Below are 17259 nucleotides of genomic sequence, written 5' to 3'. Positions count from 1 at the left end.
GCTACATGCTTGTTTTCCAGCGGTGATGTTGTTGCCGTAGTCCCCACGCCATTGCGGCGTGGGCTTCGGGAAGCACGGAAAGTCTATCCATCAATTCGAGGAGCACTTTTCATGAGCACAGCCTATCAAGAAGACATCAGCACCAACGTTCTGCGCCGCATGAAAGAAGGCGGCTTCGACTTTTCGCGTTTTCACCCCATCGAGTTCTACGCCATTTTCCCGGATGAGGAACGGGCGCGCAGGGCTGCGGGTGAGTTTCGCGGGGAATCCCTGAATGCCCAGGTGAGTGCGCGCGACGATGGCGCCTGGTACCTGGAACTGAGCAAAGTCATGTTTGCGACCTACGACGGCATAGGAGACTTCGAGCAAGACTTCGGGGCGGTGGTCGAGCCGCTGGGTGGGATCATCGAAGGATGGGGCGTGAAGCAGGAGGTGCGTGGGTTACCCATGTAGCGGCTTAAAGTATGAGAAACGCAGCGTATCGGCTGACCTTTGGGTCGGCCGATTTTGTTTGTGAGGTGGGAAAATTACTCGGAACTTGCGCGCTATTTTTACGCACCAAAAAAAAGGCCACCCATGAGGGTGGCTTAAAGGGAAGAGCGGAGCGCTGAAGGCAGTTCAGCAGATGGGGCCGATTATCCGCAGCCTGCGCCGGGCAGTGAAATCAACTCTGACTATGCTGTTGATAGTCAAAGCCCGCATTGCGATGAAGCGTCGGGCAGTGCACCGGGCATTCTGCGCACCAGGACGGTGCGAGCAGATTGCGTGGTTAATTCAACTCACTGATTTCTAAGTGTTTATGCCGCTGGCACGGGCCTTGCGACGGTTCTTTCGCCCGGGTGACAAGGAGTTCGGCATGATCCGCACTTATTACGATGAAATGTACGATGGGGCAGGCCAGGTCCGACCGCATTACCGCGAGTTCGCCCGCTGGCTGGCCGAAACCCCGCCTGAACTGCTGGCCCAGCGCCGGCGCGAAGCCGATTTGCTGTTTCACCGCGCCGGGATCACCTTCACCCTCTACGGGGACGAGCAGGGCACCGAGCGCCTGATTCCCTTCGACACCATCCCGCGCAGCATTCCCGCCAGCGAATGGCGGATTGTCGAGCGCGGCTGCATCCAGCGGGTCAAGGCGCTGAACATGTTTCTCGCCGACCTGTATCACGAGCAACGCATCATCAAGGCCGGGATCATTCCTGCCGAACAGGTGCTGGCCAACGAGCAATACCAGCTGGCAATGCAGGGCCTGGACCTGCACCGCGATCTGTATTCCCACATCTCCGGCGTCGACCTCGTACGCGATGGAGACGGTACGTACTACGTGCTCGAAGACAACCTGCGTACGCCCAGCGGCGTCAGCTATATGCTTGAAGACCGCAAGATGATGATGCGCCTGTTCCCCGAACTGTTCGCTGCCCAGCGCATCGCGCCTATCGATCACTACCCCAACCTGTTGCTCGACACCCTGAAAAGCTCAAGCCCCCTGGATAACCCCAGCGTGGTGGTATTGACGCCGGGCCGCTTTAACAGCGCGTTCTTTGAGCATGCCTTTCTCGCCCGTGAGATGGGGGTGGAACTGGTGGAAGGCGCCGACCTGTTCGTGCGTGACGATCGCGTCTTCATGCGCACGACCGATGGGCCAAAGGCCGTGGACGTGATCTACCGTCGCCTCGACGATGCGTTTCTCGACCCCCTGGCCTTCAACCCGGACTCCATGCTCGGCGTGCCCGGCCTGCTCGCGGCTTATCGCTGCGGGAATGTGGTGCTGGCCAATGCCATCGGCACCGGGGTGGCGGATGACAAGTCGGTGTACCCCTTCGTCACCGAGATGATCCGTTTTTACCTGGATGAAGAACCGATCCTGAAGAATGTTCCGACCTTCCAGTGCCGTAAGCCCGACGAACTGTCCCACGTGCTCGCCAACCTGCCCGACCTGGTGGTGAAGGAAACCCAGGGCTCCGGCGGCTACGGCATGTTGGTAGGCCCGGCGTCCACGGCAGCGGAAATCGAAGCCTTCCGTGCGCGTATCAAGGCCAAGCCCCACGCCTATATCGCCCAGCCGACCCTGTGTTTATCCACCTGCCCGACCTTTGTCGAAAACGGCATTGCGCCGCGCCATATCGACCTGCGCCCATTTGTGTTGTCCGGCAAGGAGACCCGTGTAGTCCCCGGCGGCCTGACCCGCGTGGCCTTGCGCGAAGGCTCGCTGGTGGTCAACTCGTCCCAGGGCGGCGGCACCAAAGACACTTGGGTGGTCGAGGACTGATGCCATGTTGAGTAGAACTGCCTCGGATCTGTACTGGATGTCGCGCTACCTGGAGCGTGCCGAAAACCTCGCACGCATGCTCGACGTCAGCTACTCGCTGTCACTCATGCCCCAGGATGGGCGCGGCGATGGCCTGCATGAACTGGCCATGCCGTTGTTGATTACCGGCACCCTGGAGGATTACCACGAGCGTCACGGCCAATTGCACGCCGAACGCCTGTTGCACTTTTTTGCGCTGGACGCGGCCAACCCGGCCAGCATCTACAGTTGTCTCGGTGCGGCGCGGGCCAGCGCCCATGCCGTGCGTGGGCGAATTACCGCGGATATGTGGGAAAACATCAACGCCACCTGGCTGGATATTCGCGATATCGCCCAGCAGGGCCTCAGCCGTTATGGCATGAGCCGGTTCTGTGAGTGGGTCAAGGAACGCTCCCATCTGTTCCGTGGCGCCACCTACGGCACCATCATGCGCAACGACGCCTTCCGGTTTATCCGCCTGGGCACTTTTATCGAGCGCGCCGACAACACGCTGCGCCTGTTGGACGCCCGCTATGAAATGGCCGGTGACCGCGCCGAGCCTGTCACCGATGGCACGGCCCACGCCTACTATCAATGGAGTGCCTTGCTGCGCGCCTTGTCGTCGTTCGAGGCCTACACCGAGATTTATCGCGATGCGCCTGGCGCGCGGCAAGTCGCCGAGTTGCTGCTGTTGCGCGCCGATGTGCCACGCTCGTTGCGTGCCTGCAGTGAAGAGATCGACCAGATCCTCGCCAGCCTGCCCGGCATCAACGGCCGCCCGGCCCAGCGCCTGGCTGCCGAGATGGATGCGCGCCTGCGCTTTACCGCCATCGATGAAATTCTTGAGGAAGGCCTGCACGCCTGGCTGACCGACTTTATCCCTTTGGTCCGCCAGTTGGGCGACGCCATCTACAGTTCCTACCTGGAGGCGGCATGAGACTCTCCATCAGCCACGAAACCACCTACCACTATGAAGACCAGGTGCGCGCCAGCATCCAGTACCTGCGCCTCACGCCCCATGACAGCGAGCGCCAGCATGTGCTCAGTTGGCAACTCGACCTGCCGCGCCCGGTGCGTGCCCAGGTGGACCCGTTCGGCAACATCTTGCATGTGTTGACCCTGGATGAGCCCCACGACGCCATCATCATTGGCGCGCGTGGCCAGGTGGATATCGACGAGCTGCGTGAGGCCGAGCACGAGAGCCAATCGGCGTTCCCGTTCCTGCGGTGCACCCGCCTGACCGAACCTGATGACGCCTTGCGTGGTTTTGCCGAACAGCACTGCCATCAACGGCGCGACCGCACGGCGTTGATCGACTTGATGCACGCGCTGAACCAGGCGATGGCCTACACACCTGGCGCGACCGAAGTCGACACCTGCGCCGCCCAGGCCTTCGCCGGCCGGGCGGGCGTGTGCCAGGACCACACCCACGCGTTCCTGGCCTGTGCGCGTAGCCTGGGCATTCCTGCGCGGTATGTGTCGGGGTATTTATACACCGAGGACAGCACGCACCTGGCCAGCCACGCCTGGGCCGAAGCCTGGCTGGATGACGCCTGGTACAGTTTTGACGTGACCAACCAACTGGCGCGCCCGGAGCGGCATTTGAAGCTGGCGGTGGGGCTGGATTACCTCGATGCTTGCCCGGTGCGCGGCATGCGCCGGGGCGGTGGGCATGAGCAAATGCATGCCAAGGTGTTCGTGGCGCCGACGCCGGTGATTTCCGTCCAGCAGCAATGATAGGGTCGCGGCGAGCGGGGTGTCGTGGGATGTTTAAGGTTGCGGTTTACGCCCGGCCATGTGCTTCAAATACCCCACCAACAGATCCAGCTCACCGTCGGGCAACACGCTGGTCGCGAACGCCGGCATCTTCGCCTGCGGCCAATGCCGCAAACTCTGTGGGTCGCGGATATAGCGCTTGAGGAAATCACCGCCAAAATACTCGGTGGGGTTGTAGGGGATATTCAGGTCCGGTCCCACCTGGCCGTCTCCGGCGCCATTGAGGCGGTGGCATGCCAGGCAGTTTTTCTGGAACAGGGCAAAACCCTGGTTGATCGGGTCGTTGGCCGCCAGCTTCGGATCCGGCAACAACGCCGGAAAACGCTCCGCCACGGTCTTCAACTGCTTGATCGCGGAAATCTGGAATGGCCACTGCTCAGGGCTGATAGCCCCGGCTTGCGGGTTGGTCCACACCAGGTAGAACGGCCCTGCACTGGGTTTGCCATCTGCCAGCGCCGGCCATGGTTGAGCAGGATCCTCCACCGCCAGCCAGGCGCGTGCACCCTGGTGTTCCAGCAACGGCGCGGCGGTGAGTTCGGCGGCGAATCCATCCAGGGCCACCGCTTGCACGTGGCTCTCGGGTTTCAAGCCAGGTAGGAGTACGGCCAGCGGCACTGCGCGATAACTCATGCTGCGCTTGTAGGAGACGTCATCGGCGATCTGCACCGTCTGCGCTTGCGGGTGCTTGAGCAAGTCGGCGGTCTCCCAGGTCTTGCGGGAGTGGTCGAGTTCGATGGTCAATTGGGCCGCCGCAGTGGGGAGGCTGATGAGCAAGGCGAGGAGGGCAAGGATGGCTTTCAAGAAAGGGCCCGGTGTCGAGTGGCGATGCTGCTCACGATAGCGCAAATCTGCACGCAAAAAGACAGCCCCTGCAGGACCGCTATGCGCAATGTCCTTGCAGGCGCTGCCAAAAACTGCAGAACCGGTGCTGTGAATGCACGGCATGTGGGCGTGGAGGTGTCACCCAATAACCTTGGTTAAATTGGGCAAGATCAGAATCAGTGTGGTGGCGAACAGAATGAGTCCCGCCTGACGTACTTTCGAATGTTTGAACATGGCTGACTGCCTTTTGTTGTTATTCCTGAGCGTCAAATGCGTGCCGGTTTTATTTCAGTATGGCGAGATGACGTGTCGCTTTTCTTACAGTTGCTCCGGCAAAACCCGGCAGCAACTTCCTACTGATTCAACCTTAGAGGCCTTGTTCTTCGCGGCTTAGACTCATTTCGTATCAGTTAATCAGTATTTCTGCTTAAAAAGGCATGAGGCATATCGCCATCTTGGCGCCAATGCCTTGGCTAGACAGCTAAAACGATTAATCAGGGGATTACCTTAGGTACCTACCGTTCGTCCGAGCGAGGGGGTCAAAAGCAATGAGCGCATCCGTCATTGAAACCGTGTCAATCGGGCCTAAGGTAGGGCACACATGCACACTGGTTCGAGGACGTCATGACCCAAGCGTTGATCTTTGATGCAATACGCACCCCCCGTGGCAAAGGCAAGCCGGACGGTGCCTTGCACAGCGTCAAGCCGGTGAACCTGGTGGCCGGCCTGCTCACCGCGCTGGCCCGACGCAGTGACCTCGACACTCATCAAGTGGACGACATCGTGCTCGGCTGCGTGACCCCGGTAGGCGACCAGGGCGCCGACATCGCCAAGACCGCGGCGCTGGTGGCGGACTGGGACATCAGCGTCGCTGGCATGCAGGTCAACCGCTTCTGCGCGTCCGGCCTGGAGGCGGTGAACCTGGGGGCGATGAAAGTCCGCTCCGGCTTCGAGGACCTGGTGGTGGTCGGCGGTGTCGAGTCCATGTCCCGCGTGCCCATGGGCAGTGACGGCGGCGCCTGGGTGCTCGACCCGCAGACCAATATGCACAGTCACTTCACCCCACAGGGCATTGGCGCGGACCTGATCGCCACCCTGGAAGGTTTCACCCGCGAGGACGTCGACGCCTTCGCCCTGCATTCGCAGCAGAAAGCGGCGAGGGCGCGTGCAGACGGTGCCTTCGACAAGTCGCTGATCGCGGTGCAGGACCAGAACGGCATCGTGCTGCTGGACCATGACGAATTCATTCGCGGCGATTCCACCCTTGAAGGCCTCGGCAAGCTCAAGCCGAGTTTCGAAATGATCGGGCAGATGGGCTTCGATGCCACCGCGTTGCGGGTCTACAGCCATGTAGAGCGCATCCATCACGTACACACCCCCGGCAACAGTTCCGGCATCGTCGACGGGGCGGCGCTGATGTTGATCGGCTCCGAAGCCAAGGGGCGTGAACTGGGCCTGCAACCCCGGGCACGTATCGTTGCCACGGCGGTCACCAGTACCGATCCGACCATCATGCTCACCGGTCCCGCACCCGCCACGCGCAAGGCCCTGGCCAAGGCCGGCCTGCGCGTCGAAGACATCGACCTGTTCGAGGTCAACGAAGCGTTTGCCTCGGTGGTGCTCAAGTTCATCAAGGACATGGGCATCGACGCCGCACGTGTGAACGTCAACGGCGGCTCGATTGCCATGGGGCACCCGTTGGGGGCGACCGGCTGCGCGATCCTCGGCACCCTGCTCGACGAACTCGAAGTACGCCAGCAGCGCTATGGCCTGGCCACCCTGTGTGTTGGCGGTGGCATGGGCATCGCCACCATTATCGAACGCCTCTGAGCCCAAGGAATTTGTCATGACCCAAGCCATTCGTTACGAAAAAGGCCAGGACGGCATCGTGGTGCTGACCCTCGACATGCCCGGCCAAAGCGCCAACACCATGAACGGCGTATACCGCGCGGCCATGGCGGCCACGGTCGAGCGCCTGGAGACGGAAAGGGACAGCATCGCCGGCGTCGTCATCACCTCGGCGAAGAAAACGTTTTTTGCCGGTGGCGACCTCAATGAACTGATCAAGGTCGACAAGGCCCACGCCAAGGATTTCTATGACGGTGTGCGGGTGTTGAAAGCGCAACTGCGGCGCCTGGAAACCCTCGGTAAACCGGTGGTGGCCGCCATCAATGGTGCGGCACTCGGCGGCGGCTGGGAGATTTGCCTGGCATGCCATTACCGCGTCGCGCTGGACGACAAGTCGGTGCAGTTGGGCTTGCCGGAAGTCACCCTGGGCCTGCTGCCGGGGGGCGGCGGGGTGGTGCGCATGGTGCGTATGCTGGGGCTGGAAAAGGCCTTGCCGTATTTGCTCGAAGGCAAGAAAGTGCGGCCGCAACAGGCGCTGCAAGCCGGCTTGATCAACGAACTGGCGGCGGATCGCGATGAGTTGCTGGCCAAGTCCCGCGCCTGGATTCTGGCCAATCCGGACGCCAGGCAACCGTGGGACAACAAGGCCTACCAGATTCCGGGCGGCACCCCTTCGAACCCGAAAATTGCGCAGATGCTGGCAATTGCGCCGTCGATTTTGCGCAGTAAAACCAACGGCTGTTTCCCCGCCCCGGAGAAAATTCTCTGTGCGGCCGTCGAAGGCGCCCAGGTAGACTTCGACACCGCGCACCTGATCGAAACCCGTTACTTCACCGAGCTGGTGACGGGGCAGGTCGCAAAAAACATGATCGGCACCTTCTGGTTCCAGCTTAACGAGATCAACGCCGGCAGCTCGAGGCCGCAAGGGTTTGCGCCGTATATCACGCGTAAAGTCGGCGTGCTCGGTGCGGGGATGATGGGGGCGGGCATTGCCTATGTCAGCGCCAGCGCAGGCATCGAGGTGGTGCTCAAGGACATCAACCTGGCGGCCGCCGAGAAGGGCAAGGCGCATTCGGCGGCGCTGCTGGACAAGAAGGTCAGCCGTGGGCAATTGACCGCCGAGCAGCGGGAAACCATCCTGGCACGGATTCGTCCTACGGACTCCGATGCCGATCTGGCGGGCTGCGACTTGATCATCGAAGCGGTATTCGAAGATCGTGAACTCAAGGCCAAGGTCTCGGCCGCTGCGCAAAGCGTGGTCGGCGCCGACGCCGTGATCGCCTCCAACACCTCCACCTTGCCCATCAGCGGCCTGGCCACGGCGGTGCCGGATCAGGCCAGGTTCATTGGCCTGCACTTCTTCAGCCCGGTGGACAAGATGCCGCTGGTGGAAATCATCAAGGGCGCACGCACCAGTGACGAAACCCTGGCCCGTGGTTTGGATTTTGTCCTGCAAATCAAGAAAACCCCGATCGTGGTCAATGACAGCCGTGGCTTCTTCACTTCACGGGTGTTCGGCACCTTTACTAACGAAGGCATTGCCATGCTCGGTGAGGGCGTGGCCGCGCCGATGATCGAGACCGAAGCGCGCAAGGCCGGCATGCCGGTGGGGCCGTTGGCGGTGTCTGACGAAGTGTCCCTCAGCCTGATGAGCCATATCCGGCAGCAGACGGCCAAGGACCTGCAGGCGGAGGGCAAGGCGCTGCCTGCGCACCCGGCGACCGCGGTGATCGATCTGTTGGTCAATGAATACAAGCGGCTGGGCAAGGCGGCGGGAGGCGGTTTCTATGAGTACCCCAGCGGCGGGCAAAAGTACCTGTGGCCAGAGTTGAAAAGCCGCTTTGAGCGACCCGACCAACGCATCTCTGCACAGGATGTACGCGACCGCCTGCTGTTTATCCAGGCCATCGAGACGGTGCGCTGTGTGGAGGAGGGGGTGTTGATGTCCACGGCGGACGCGAACGTGGGGTCTGTTTTCGGCATTGGTTTCGCGGCCTGGAGCGGTGGCGCGCTGCAGTTCATCAACCAATACGGCTTGAACGACTTTGTTGCCCGCGCCCGCTACCTGGCGCAGCAGTATGGCGAACGTTTCACGCCGCCGGCGCTGTTGCTGGAGAAAGCGGCGCAGGGTGAAGTGTTCCGGTGAAGCTGGGGGGCTTGCCTTGAAGGGGTATTTCAAGGCAGGCTCTGGGGGTGTGCAATATTCCCATCACCGTGTCAGGTATTTTTTATGTCGCTACGCGTCTGTATCCTGGAAACCGATATCCTGCGTCCAGGCTTGATCGATCAATACCAAGGGTACGGGCAGATGTTCAAGCGCCTGTTCGCCAAGCAGCCGATTCCCGCCGAGTTCGTGGTGTACAACGTGGTGAACGGTGAATACCCCTCGGACGACGAAGTCTTCGACGCGTACCTGGTCACCGGCAGCAAAGCCGACTCCTTCGGCACTGACCCATGGATCCAGACCCTCAAGACCTACCTGCTCGACCGTTACGAGCGTGGCGACAAGCTGCTCGGCATCTGCTTCGGTCATCAGTTGCTGGCACTGTTGCTGGGCGGCAAGACCGAGCGCGCCGGCCAGGGCTGGGGCATGGGCATTCACGACTACCAACTGGATGCCAAGGCCCCTTGGATGAGCCCTGAAGTACCGGAATTGACCCTATTGATCAGCCATCAGGACCAGGTCACCACGTTGCCGGAGAATGCCACGGTCATCGCCTCCAGCGCTTTTTGCCCGTTCGCGGCGTACCACATCGGTGACCAGGTGCTGTGTTTCCAGGGCCACCCGGAATTTGTCCATGATTATTCCCGCGAGTTGCTGGAGATTCTCCAGACAACCCTGGGCGAAAAAGTCTATACGAACGGCGTGGCCAGCCTCGAGCGCGACCACCACGGTGCAACCGTGGCGGAATGGATGATGCGGTTTGTGGCGCACAAATCCTAAAGCCAACCCGACCGTTTGAAACTGGCCCACAATGCCGTGCAACCCGTCGCAATAAACCCGAGTACCGCAAAGTAGCCGTAGTGCCATTGCAGCTCGGGCATGTTCTGGAAGTTCATCCCGTAAATCCCCGCCACTGCGGTGGGGAACGCCAGGATCGCCGCCCATGCGGCAAACTTGCGCTGCACCACGCTCTGGCGCGAAGCCTCCAATAACACACCGATTTCGATGGTCTGGCTGGCGATATCGCGCAGGGTGGTCAGGTCTTCCATCTGCCGCGTCACGTGAATCTGCACGTCACGGAAATACGGGCGCATGTTCTTGTCGATGAACGGGAAGCTGAGCTTCTGCAACTCCTGACTGATCTCCACCATCGGCGCCACATAACGCTTGAGTCGCAACACGTCGCGGCGCAGGCCGTGGATCTTCTGGATATCCCGCTCGCTTAGCGAACTGCACAACACGTTGCGCTCCAGCTCATCGATCTCGGCATGGATCGCTTCGCTCACCGGCTGGTAGTTTTCGGTGACGAAATCCAGCAGCGCATACAGTACGAAATCTTCCCCATGCTCCAGCAACAGCGGCCGCGCCTCACAACGCTGGCGCACAAAGCCGTAGGACGCCGAGTGCCCATTGCGCGCGGTGATGATGTAGCCGTTGCCGGCAAAGATATGCGTCTCGATAAACTCCAGCTTGCCGTTCTCGCGCACCGGCGAGTAGGTGACGATAAACAGCGCATCGCCAAAGGTTTCCAGCTTGGGGCGGCTGTGTTTTTCCAGGGCGTCTTCGATGGCCAGTTCATGCAGGTTGAACTGACGTTGCAGGTTGGCCAGCTCCCGGGCGTCGGGTTCTTCCAGGCCTATCCATACAAAGTGATCGGGTTTGGCGGCCCAGGCCGCGCCTTCATCGAGAGTGATATCCGTGACTTTCTTACCGGCGCTGTAGACGGCGGCCGCAACAACTCTACCCATGGTGCTGATCGCTTCTTATTGGGAGGACAAGTGTTGGGCAGCTTAGCCTGAATGGCGTTCCGTCGTTGCGTCGAGCTTTTTGTAGTGTGCGAGCTTGCTCGCGCTGGGGTGCGAAGCGCCTTCAAGCGGTGTTCAGGCTGCCCGCAACTCGCGGTCCATCTCGTCAATACAGGCTTCCATCTGTGCATGACACGCCTGCATCAACGCCGGGATGTCATCCGAAGTCATGCCAACGGTAGGAATTGGCGGCAGCGACCGTATGAGCACATCCCCACTGTTCCAGCGATTGAGCTGCATATGCGTGACGTAATTGCTGACACACACCTGCACAATCGGCACACCCGCCGCAATCGCCATATGGAACGCACCTTTCTTGAACGGCAGCAATCCTTTGCCCAGGTTGCGCGTGCCTTCCGGGAACACCCAGATCGAGGTGTCTTCATGCTGCAACGTGTGGGTGGTGGTGAGCATCGCACGGCGTGCCTTGTGCGCATTGCCCCGGTCAATCAACACATTGCCCGCCAGCCAGAACAACTGGCCGAACAGCGGCACCCACTTCAGGCTTTTCTTGGCGATGCACACCGTACGGTGGGGCACCACGGTGCCGAACACAAATAGGTCATAGTTGGACTGGTGGTTGGCGATGATCACGCAGGTGCCGGGCTTGTTGCGCAGCGAGTCCACATCGGCCTTCACCTTGAGCCGCAGGATCCACATGGCCGGCACCGCGTACAGGCGTGCGCACAGGCGACTGTTGTCCGGGTTGAACGGCCGGCACACACCAACCAGCACGCCGAGCACGCCGGCAAGCATAAAGTGCAGGCTCATCAACAACATACGCAACAGGAAAAGCATCGACACGGCCTACCGGGACAAAAGGTGGCGCAGTGTACGGTTGTGCACTGTATTCGGCAATTACCCCGGTAGAGGTAGGAGATAGCCGATGTTTAAGCGCATGTTTCAACATCTGTCGATACAGGCAAGCTAGAGCGGCTGAAGATAATTCGGAATTGGTTGTAAGAAAAAGCCCGACGCAAGGTCGGGCTTCGGTGTATCAGGCGTAGGGCTTAACTCAGTATATGCCCCTGGTCCTGGATGATGGCGTCGTCCAAGGCTTCCAACAGTTCTTTACGGACTTTCAACTTGGTGTGCTTGTGGGCGTTCATGTTGAGCTTCTTCAACTGACGCGCCGCTTCCAGCGCCGCCGCGTGCAGCTCTTCCGGTGCCACCACCTTGTCGAGGAAGCCCGCTTGCAACGCGCCCTGCGGGTCAAACATCTCGGCATTGATCACCGAACGATGGAACGCCGACTTGCGCAGGCGATCCCGCGCCAACTCGATACCGGCGTGGTGCATGGTCATGCCAATCGCCACCTCGTTCAGGCCAATGCTGAACGGGCCTTCCACGCCAATCCGATAATCCGCCGACAACAGCAGGAAGGCACCCTTGGCCACCGCATGGCCAGGGCACGCCACAATCACCGGGAACGGGTGCGACAACAGGCGACGCGCCAACGTCGAACCGGACGTCACCAGGCTGATCGCCTCTTTAGGGCCGGCGGTCATCACCTTCAAATCATAACCACCCGACAAAATCCCCGGCGTGCCGGTGATCACCACCACCGCCCGGTCCTTCTCCGCCTGGTCCAGCGCTTCATTAAACGCACTGACCACCGCCGGAGAAATGGCATTCACCTTGCCGTTGCTCAAGGTCAGGGTCGCGATACCGTCTTCGAGGTGGTAGGCAATCAACTCACTCATGACGCGGTTCCTTGTAGGACTTGTTATAGAAGAATGCAGCAGACGTTACCCACCACGCCCGCCCCGGTAAAGCGCTGTGACTGACTGGCCAGTCAGGGTTTTCCCCTGCACAGCGCATTGGAATGCCTGGGGCAGGGCACAATCGCCACCCCAGACACCTACCGCCAATGCCTGAGAATGGCACAATAAACGCCCCTTGCCGGGCGGTGAGCGGCATAACCGGCTAAGCGCATGAATATTCTGAAAAAAACCTTTGCCATCAGAAAGGCTTTCGACTACATTAGCGCGCCTCGACAGACTGAACTGGTTTGACGAGATACGGTGAAGTGTCCGAGTGGCTTAAGGAGCACGCCTGGAAAGTGTGTATACAAGAAATTGTATCGAGAGTTCGAATCTCTCCTTCACCGCCACATTCTTGAAGAAATCCCGCGAGTTAGACGCTCAGCGGGATTTTTTTTGCCCGCGATTTCGCAGCCTACCCACGTCTGTGCCCCGGTCGAGTGGTGCCTTTTGGGCATTGCCTATTCTCATACCCGAATTTCATCAAAGGTTGCTGAAAAGGGCTTGCTGCCTCACCTGGCATGATGCTGCGAACGAACCGTTGCGCTTTCGATCATGTCTGTGCGAATGGCTGACGGTTGCCCAACACCGTTGCGTGCATAGCTGCATAACGTGACCGGCAGCTCTGCTATTTCCAGGAAAATGCCATCCATGGCCAGGGTGTAGCGTTCATCGTCAATATCTCCACAGGTGGTCCTGCTCGCCGAATGCACGCTGTAGTAGTAATGCTGGCTAAAACCGCTGTGCTGGTTTTCCCAGGCGATGTGATAGCGGTGCTTGATCTGCGGTGCCGGTGCGGGGTTGGTCAGGAAGACCGAATGGGTGAATACATTACGCAGGAGTGCTTCGGTCAGCGGTTGCTCGGCCTTTTGCACGCCGAGTATGCACAGCACATGCGGCCCCAGCACGGGGCCGATGGACTGGTTGATGTACGCCTCGTCAGAGGCGGCGGCGACTTGGTAGCCGTGGGTGCGTGCGCAATCGTTGATGTCATTTACGGCCTTGAATCGGTAGAACGGCTCCTGGATCGAGAATCTCAGGTTCCAGGTTGGACGGGTTATTTGGCCGGCGGCATCACGTTGTAAATGCACATACGGCTTCAGGTTCCATGGTTCGTCCAGCGTGATTTCAACGGCCTTGAGCTGGCAGGTCGGGGTGTCATTACGGAACACACCGTCTACAAAGCAGTAGTACAAGTGGTTGGCAGGATAGCTGTAGTTGAATTTGGCGGCTTCACACACCGAGTTGTTCTGACAGCTATTGAGAATGTCCTTCTGAATGGCGGACGCGACCTTGCTGATGATACTGGTGATTTCATTGGTATTCCGGTCCAGCATCGGACTGCCGGAGCTGCCTGGGCGCAGACCGTTGCAGCGGTTGCGCAAGGCGTTGGGGAACACACCGGGTTGTTCGGCAAAACTGTTGATAGTCGACTCCACGCAGGCGCTCATGCGTAGTCCCTTTTTCAGAAACCCGGTCGGCGCTCCCACATTGATCACTTCTCGATCCGACGTGTGACGTTGAGATGCCAGCCTGAGTGGCATGATCCCGCTGGCCACCAGCGCGGCCAGTGACGTATCCAGTTCGAGCACGGCTAAATCGGTGCCCGCCATGCTGCTCCAATGTGCTGTTTTGACGGCGTAGGTGACATGCCGCTCAGGTGTGTCATGAAAGTAATTGAAGGTGACATCGGCGGTGAACGCCCGGCGCAGGAGCGCCGTACCGTAGCTGAAGAACACGCAGTGCCCGCTGGTCAGCACATAAGCCGGGCCGGTGGCCTTGCCCCGGCGATCATGAGTGTCAAGCAGAACGGCATTGCAGGTCTGGCCTAAGGCGTTTTTCAGTGAACCGATGCCGGTCCATTGCGGGTAACGGTGGTGTTTATTCTCAAGTGCCATGGACGGTGACTGTTCGGTAAGTCCTTCGGCCAGGTCTCTGGCGTGGCAGGGCCAGACGATGCTGAGCAACAGGAGATACAGGAAAACGCAAGCGCTGTGAGTACGTGACATAAGGGCCCCGACAAGGAAGTCATTGATTGGCTGAAACTACCCAATCAGGCCATGGCAAGTGCCATACAGGACTATTGCGTGAGCCCTTGAGAGAAGGTGCTGATCCCAGTGATCATGGCGTCACCACCTTTTGACTGCATCGTCTCAGATATGCAGCCACGCCAGGCTGCCCAGCACCACCGCGACACCCGCCGCCGTATACGACAGGCGCTTCAACCATTCCCGCCTGGTCAGCAAGGTAATCGCCGCCAATGAAATCGCGATCTGAATCGCGGTCATCGCCTGGGCCCAGCGATGGTGCTCGTGCAGCGCCTGTTCCGACTTTTCATCCCATTGCTTTGACGTGGCCTCAAGCTTTTCGGCCTGTTTGCGCACGTCTTCCTTCTGGCTTCTGTAGCGCTCTATCTCTTCCTTGTAATGCACCGCGTCCACGCCGGGAATGTGGGTGGCCAGTTCTGCCAGGTTTTGCCGGCTGGATTTGGCCTGGTAGTAGTTCCACTGGTTGGCGGCTTCGGTCTTGAAGATGGCGGCGTTGTTCTTGTCCATTGCCGCTTCGCTTTCGGTGGAGCCGGCCTGGTAGCTGAGCATGGCGCCGAGGGTGGCCATGAGGGCGGTCATCACGGCGATGCGGCTGGCGAAGGTGTCACCACGGCCGTGGGCATGTTCGGTGGTGTGTTCGATGTGTTTTTCGTGGGGGCTGGGGACTTCGAAGGCTTCGGGCATGGGGGCGTCTGTGAAGGGACTGAGGGAGTCTGATTCTTCACCAGTGAAGTTGTCTCAATCCTGTACGTAACGCTGCAAACCTTCCACCAGGGCATCGAACATCACGCGGCAGCGCGGGCTGTTGCGCAGGTCTTCGTGCATGGTCACCCAGGTGTCCAGCTTGAGTGCAAAGCCTTCTGGCAGGACCCGGCGCAGGCAGGGATCGCGCTTGGCCAGTTGGACCTGGCAGCCGCCGATACCGGCACCGGCGCGGATCAGCGCCAATTGTGCCAGGTCGCTGTCGCTGCTGAGGGCGAAGGCGCTGCGCTCGAAGCCCGTGATGGCCAGGCTGCGGATAAATGCGTTTTCCTGGTCGAAACCGATCACTGAGTGGCCGGCCAGGTCCTGCATCAACAGGGGCGTGCCGTGTTGCTGCAGGTAATCGTCGCGGGCATGCAGGCCCACTTCGATCAAGCCGATGCGTCGCGCCAGCAGTTGCTCCTGGCTGGGGCGGACCATGCGCACGGCGATGTCGGCTTCCAGTTGCAACAGGTCGCTCAGGCGGTTGGTCAGCACCAGTTCGACCTTGAGGTGCGGGTGTGCCTGGCGCACTTGCGTGAGGATCGGCGGCAGCACTTCCACGCCGATCACTTCACTGGCGGACACGCGCACCACGCCGCGCACTTCATCACCCTGGGCAGACGCTGCACGCTCAAGTGCCGCCGCTGTGCGTTCCATGGTTTCGGCGTGGGCGCGCAGGGTCCGGGCTACCGCCGTGGGCAACAAGCCGCTCGGTGAACGGGTAAACAGCACCACGCCCAGCGCCGTTTCCAGCGCGGCAATGTGCCGGCCGACCGTGGGCTGTGTAATGCCGAGTTGCCGCGCGGCTCCCGACAACGATCCTTCTCGGAAAACGCCGAGGAACGACCGGTAAAGCTCCCAACCAATATTCGTTGCCATGCATAAATGTATAGCGCCTGGGCGATCTTCGACAATTCCTCTATAGCGCGGCACGCAGAAAATGTCCCCATCAACCCCTGTGGGAGAGTGTGATGAACAAAGTATTGGTGTTGGGTGCAACCGGTGGCATTGGTGGCGAAGTCGCACGGCAGCTGCTCGCGGCGGGTTGGCAGGTACGTGCGTTGACCCGTGATGTCGACAAGGCCCGTGGCCAGAACGCCGCATTTGACTGGCTTGAGGGTGATGCACTCAACCGCGATGACGTACTTGCTGCAGCCCGAGGCTGTGAAGTGATCGTGCACGCGGTCAACCCGCCGGGCTATCGGCACTGGGCCGAGCGGGTGCTGCCGATGATCGACAACAGCATCGCGGCGGCCGTTGCTGAAGGCGCCACCATTGTATTGCCCGGTACCGTCTACAACTTCGGGCCGGACGCGTTTCCTGTGCTGCACGAAGACTCTCCCCAACATCCGCAAACCCGCAAGGGCGCGATCCGTGTGCAACTGGAGCAGCGTTTATACGAAGCTTCAGGCAACGGGGCGAGGGTGCTGATCGTGCGCGCCGGTGACTTTTTCGGCGCGCAGGCGGCCAACAGCTGGTTTTCCCAGGGCTTGGTCAAACCTGGCAACCTTGTGCGCAGCATCAATTATCCGGGGGCGCCAGGTGTTGCCCATCAATGGGCGTACCTGCCCGATGTGGCGCGTACGATGGTTGAACTGCTGGAGCGCCGTGAAACCCTGCAGGCGTTCGTGCGTTTTCATATGGCGGGGCAGGTGGACACGGATGGCACACAACTGAGCCGGGCGATCCAGCGCGTGGTGCTGCGTAGGACGGGGCAACAGCCTGTCGTCAGGATGTTCCCCTGGTGGCTGCTCAAAATAGCTTCGCCCTTTGTCGCCACCTTCCGTGAAATGCTGGAGATGCGTTACCTGTGGCAAACCCCTGTACTGCTCGATAACACGCGGCTGGTTGCGGTACTGGGCGCTGAACCTTGCACGCCGCTGGATGAAGCGGTGGAGACGACCCTGGCCGGCATGGGTTGCCTGCCTCGGACAGTGTGAAGTTTGGCTCAAAGTGGCCTGTGGCACGCCCTCTACGGCACTGGCCCATGCGCGGATCCAGGTGG

At 60.3% G+C, this 17259-nt stretch carries 15 protein-coding genes and 1 tRNA gene; 9 read left to right on the top strand and 7 right to left on the bottom strand.

All coding sequences use genetic code 11. The annotated features are described in order from the left end of the window. The first annotated feature begins 111 nt into the window (after positions 1–111). The 4 genes from BMX59_RS27905 (at position 112) to BMX59_RS27890 (ending at position 4021) form a co-directional block, all read left to right on the top strand. Positions 112–453, top strand: coding sequence for a ribonuclease E inhibitor RraB (locus BMX59_RS27905; protein WP_058427416.1), 342 nt, complete (start codon positions 112–114; stop codon positions 451–453). A 403-nt stretch (positions 454–856) separates the two neighbouring features. Then, the gene (locus BMX59_RS27900) at positions 857–2266 is read left to right on the top strand and encodes a circularly permuted type 2 ATP-grasp protein (RefSeq protein WP_092242611.1); all 1410 of its coding nucleotides are present in this window, start codon (positions 857–859) and stop codon (positions 2264–2266) included. Positions 2267–2270: 4 nt separating this feature from the next. Further along, entirely contained in the window at positions 2271–3221 is a 951-nt protein-coding gene (locus BMX59_RS27895; RefSeq protein ID WP_071491441.1) for an alpha-E domain-containing protein, read from the top strand. Further along, positions 3218–4021 (top strand): transglutaminase family protein, encoded by an 804-nt coding sequence (locus BMX59_RS27890; RefSeq protein ID WP_093128108.1) that lies wholly within the window; start codon positions 3218–3220, stop codon positions 4019–4021. Before BMX59_RS27895 ends, BMX59_RS27890 begins: the two co-directional genes overlap by 4 nt. Before the next feature lie 33 nt (positions 4022–4054). Here the strand turns inward: BMX59_RS27890 and BMX59_RS27885 are convergent, their stop codons facing one another. After that, positions 4055–4861 (bottom strand): c-type cytochrome, encoded by an 807-nt coding sequence (locus tag BMX59_RS27885; RefSeq protein WP_093128220.1) that lies wholly within the window; start codon positions 4859–4861, stop codon positions 4055–4057. A 645-nt stretch (positions 4862–5506) separates the two neighbouring features. Between BMX59_RS27885 and BMX59_RS27880 the strand changes: the two genes are divergently transcribed. From BMX59_RS27880 to BMX59_RS27870, 3 genes are all read left to right on the top strand, one after another. Further along, positions 5507–6712: an acetyl-CoA C-acetyltransferase gene (locus tag BMX59_RS27880; protein WP_093128106.1), complete on the top strand. Its 1206-nt coding sequence runs from the start codon at positions 5507–5509 to the stop codon at positions 6710–6712. Between the two features lie 16 nt (positions 6713–6728). Then, positions 6729–8876, top strand: a complete 2148-nt coding sequence (locus BMX59_RS27875) for a 3-hydroxyacyl-CoA dehydrogenase NAD-binding domain-containing protein (protein ID WP_093128104.1) — start codon at positions 6729–6731, stop codon at positions 8874–8876. Between the two features lie 84 nt (positions 8877–8960). Further along, complete coding sequence (locus BMX59_RS27870) at positions 8961–9674, top strand: amidotransferase (protein ID WP_071491436.1); 714 nt, start codon at positions 8961–8963, stop codon at positions 9672–9674. On the opposite strand, the gene BMX59_RS27865 is transcribed toward BMX59_RS27870, so the two are convergent. The 3 genes from BMX59_RS27865 to BMX59_RS27855 all read right to left on the bottom strand — a co-directional run bounded on the left by BMX59_RS27865 (position 9671) and on the right by BMX59_RS27855 (position 12402). Next, on the bottom strand, positions 9671–10642 hold the full coding sequence (locus BMX59_RS27865) for a magnesium and cobalt transport protein CorA (RefSeq protein WP_092242626.1): 972 nt from the start codon (positions 10640–10642) through the stop codon (positions 9671–9673). The genes BMX59_RS27870 and BMX59_RS27865 overlap by 4 nt on opposite strands. Before the next feature lie 132 nt (positions 10643–10774). After that, complete coding sequence (locus tag BMX59_RS27860; protein ID WP_093128101.1) at positions 10775–11497, bottom strand: lysophospholipid acyltransferase family protein; 723 nt, start codon at positions 11495–11497, stop codon at positions 10775–10777. Positions 11498–11709: 212 nt separating this feature from the next. Continuing rightward, positions 11710–12402 (bottom strand): crotonase/enoyl-CoA hydratase family protein, encoded by a 693-nt coding sequence (locus tag BMX59_RS27855; RefSeq protein WP_071491433.1) that lies wholly within the window; start codon positions 12400–12402, stop codon positions 11710–11712. A gap of 320 nt (positions 12403–12722) precedes the next feature. On the opposite strand from BMX59_RS27855, the gene BMX59_RS27850 reads away from it, so the two are divergent. Further along, positions 12723–12812: transfer RNA gene (locus BMX59_RS27850), tRNA-Ser, on the top strand. Between the two features lie 162 nt (positions 12813–12974). Here the strand turns inward: BMX59_RS27850 and BMX59_RS27845 are convergent. From BMX59_RS27845 to BMX59_RS27835, 3 genes are all read right to left on the bottom strand, one after another. After that, positions 12975–14429 (bottom strand): trypsin-like serine peptidase, encoded by a 1455-nt coding sequence (locus tag BMX59_RS27845; protein ID WP_256573007.1) that lies wholly within the window; start codon positions 14427–14429, stop codon positions 12975–12977. 186 nt (positions 14430–14615) lie between these two features. Next, positions 14616–15194, bottom strand: a complete 579-nt coding sequence (locus BMX59_RS27840) for a DUF4337 domain-containing protein (protein WP_092242631.1) — start codon at positions 15192–15194, stop codon at positions 14616–14618. A gap of 54 nt (positions 15195–15248) precedes the next feature. Next, positions 15249–16133 carry a LysR family transcriptional regulator gene (locus BMX59_RS27835; protein ID WP_093128097.1) on the bottom strand — a complete coding sequence of 295 codons (885 nt, stop codon included), beginning with the start codon at positions 16131–16133 and terminating at the stop codon, positions 15249–15251. Positions 16134–16225: 92 nt separating this feature from the next. Here BMX59_RS27835 and BMX59_RS27830 point away from each other — a divergent pair, with 92 nt between their 5' ends. After that, entirely contained in the window at positions 16226–17194 is a 969-nt protein-coding gene (locus BMX59_RS27830) for an NAD(P)H-binding protein (protein WP_093128095.1), read from the top strand. Positions 17195–17259: the final 65 nt, after the last annotated feature.

This window comes from Pseudomonas sp. NFR09, from assembly GCF_900111535.1.
GTDB lineage: Bacteria > Pseudomonadota > Gammaproteobacteria > Pseudomonadales > Pseudomonadaceae > Aquipseudomonas > Aquipseudomonas extremorientalis.
Note: the sequence above shows the minus strand (reverse complement) of the source record. Positions and strands in the feature narration are given on the sequence as shown.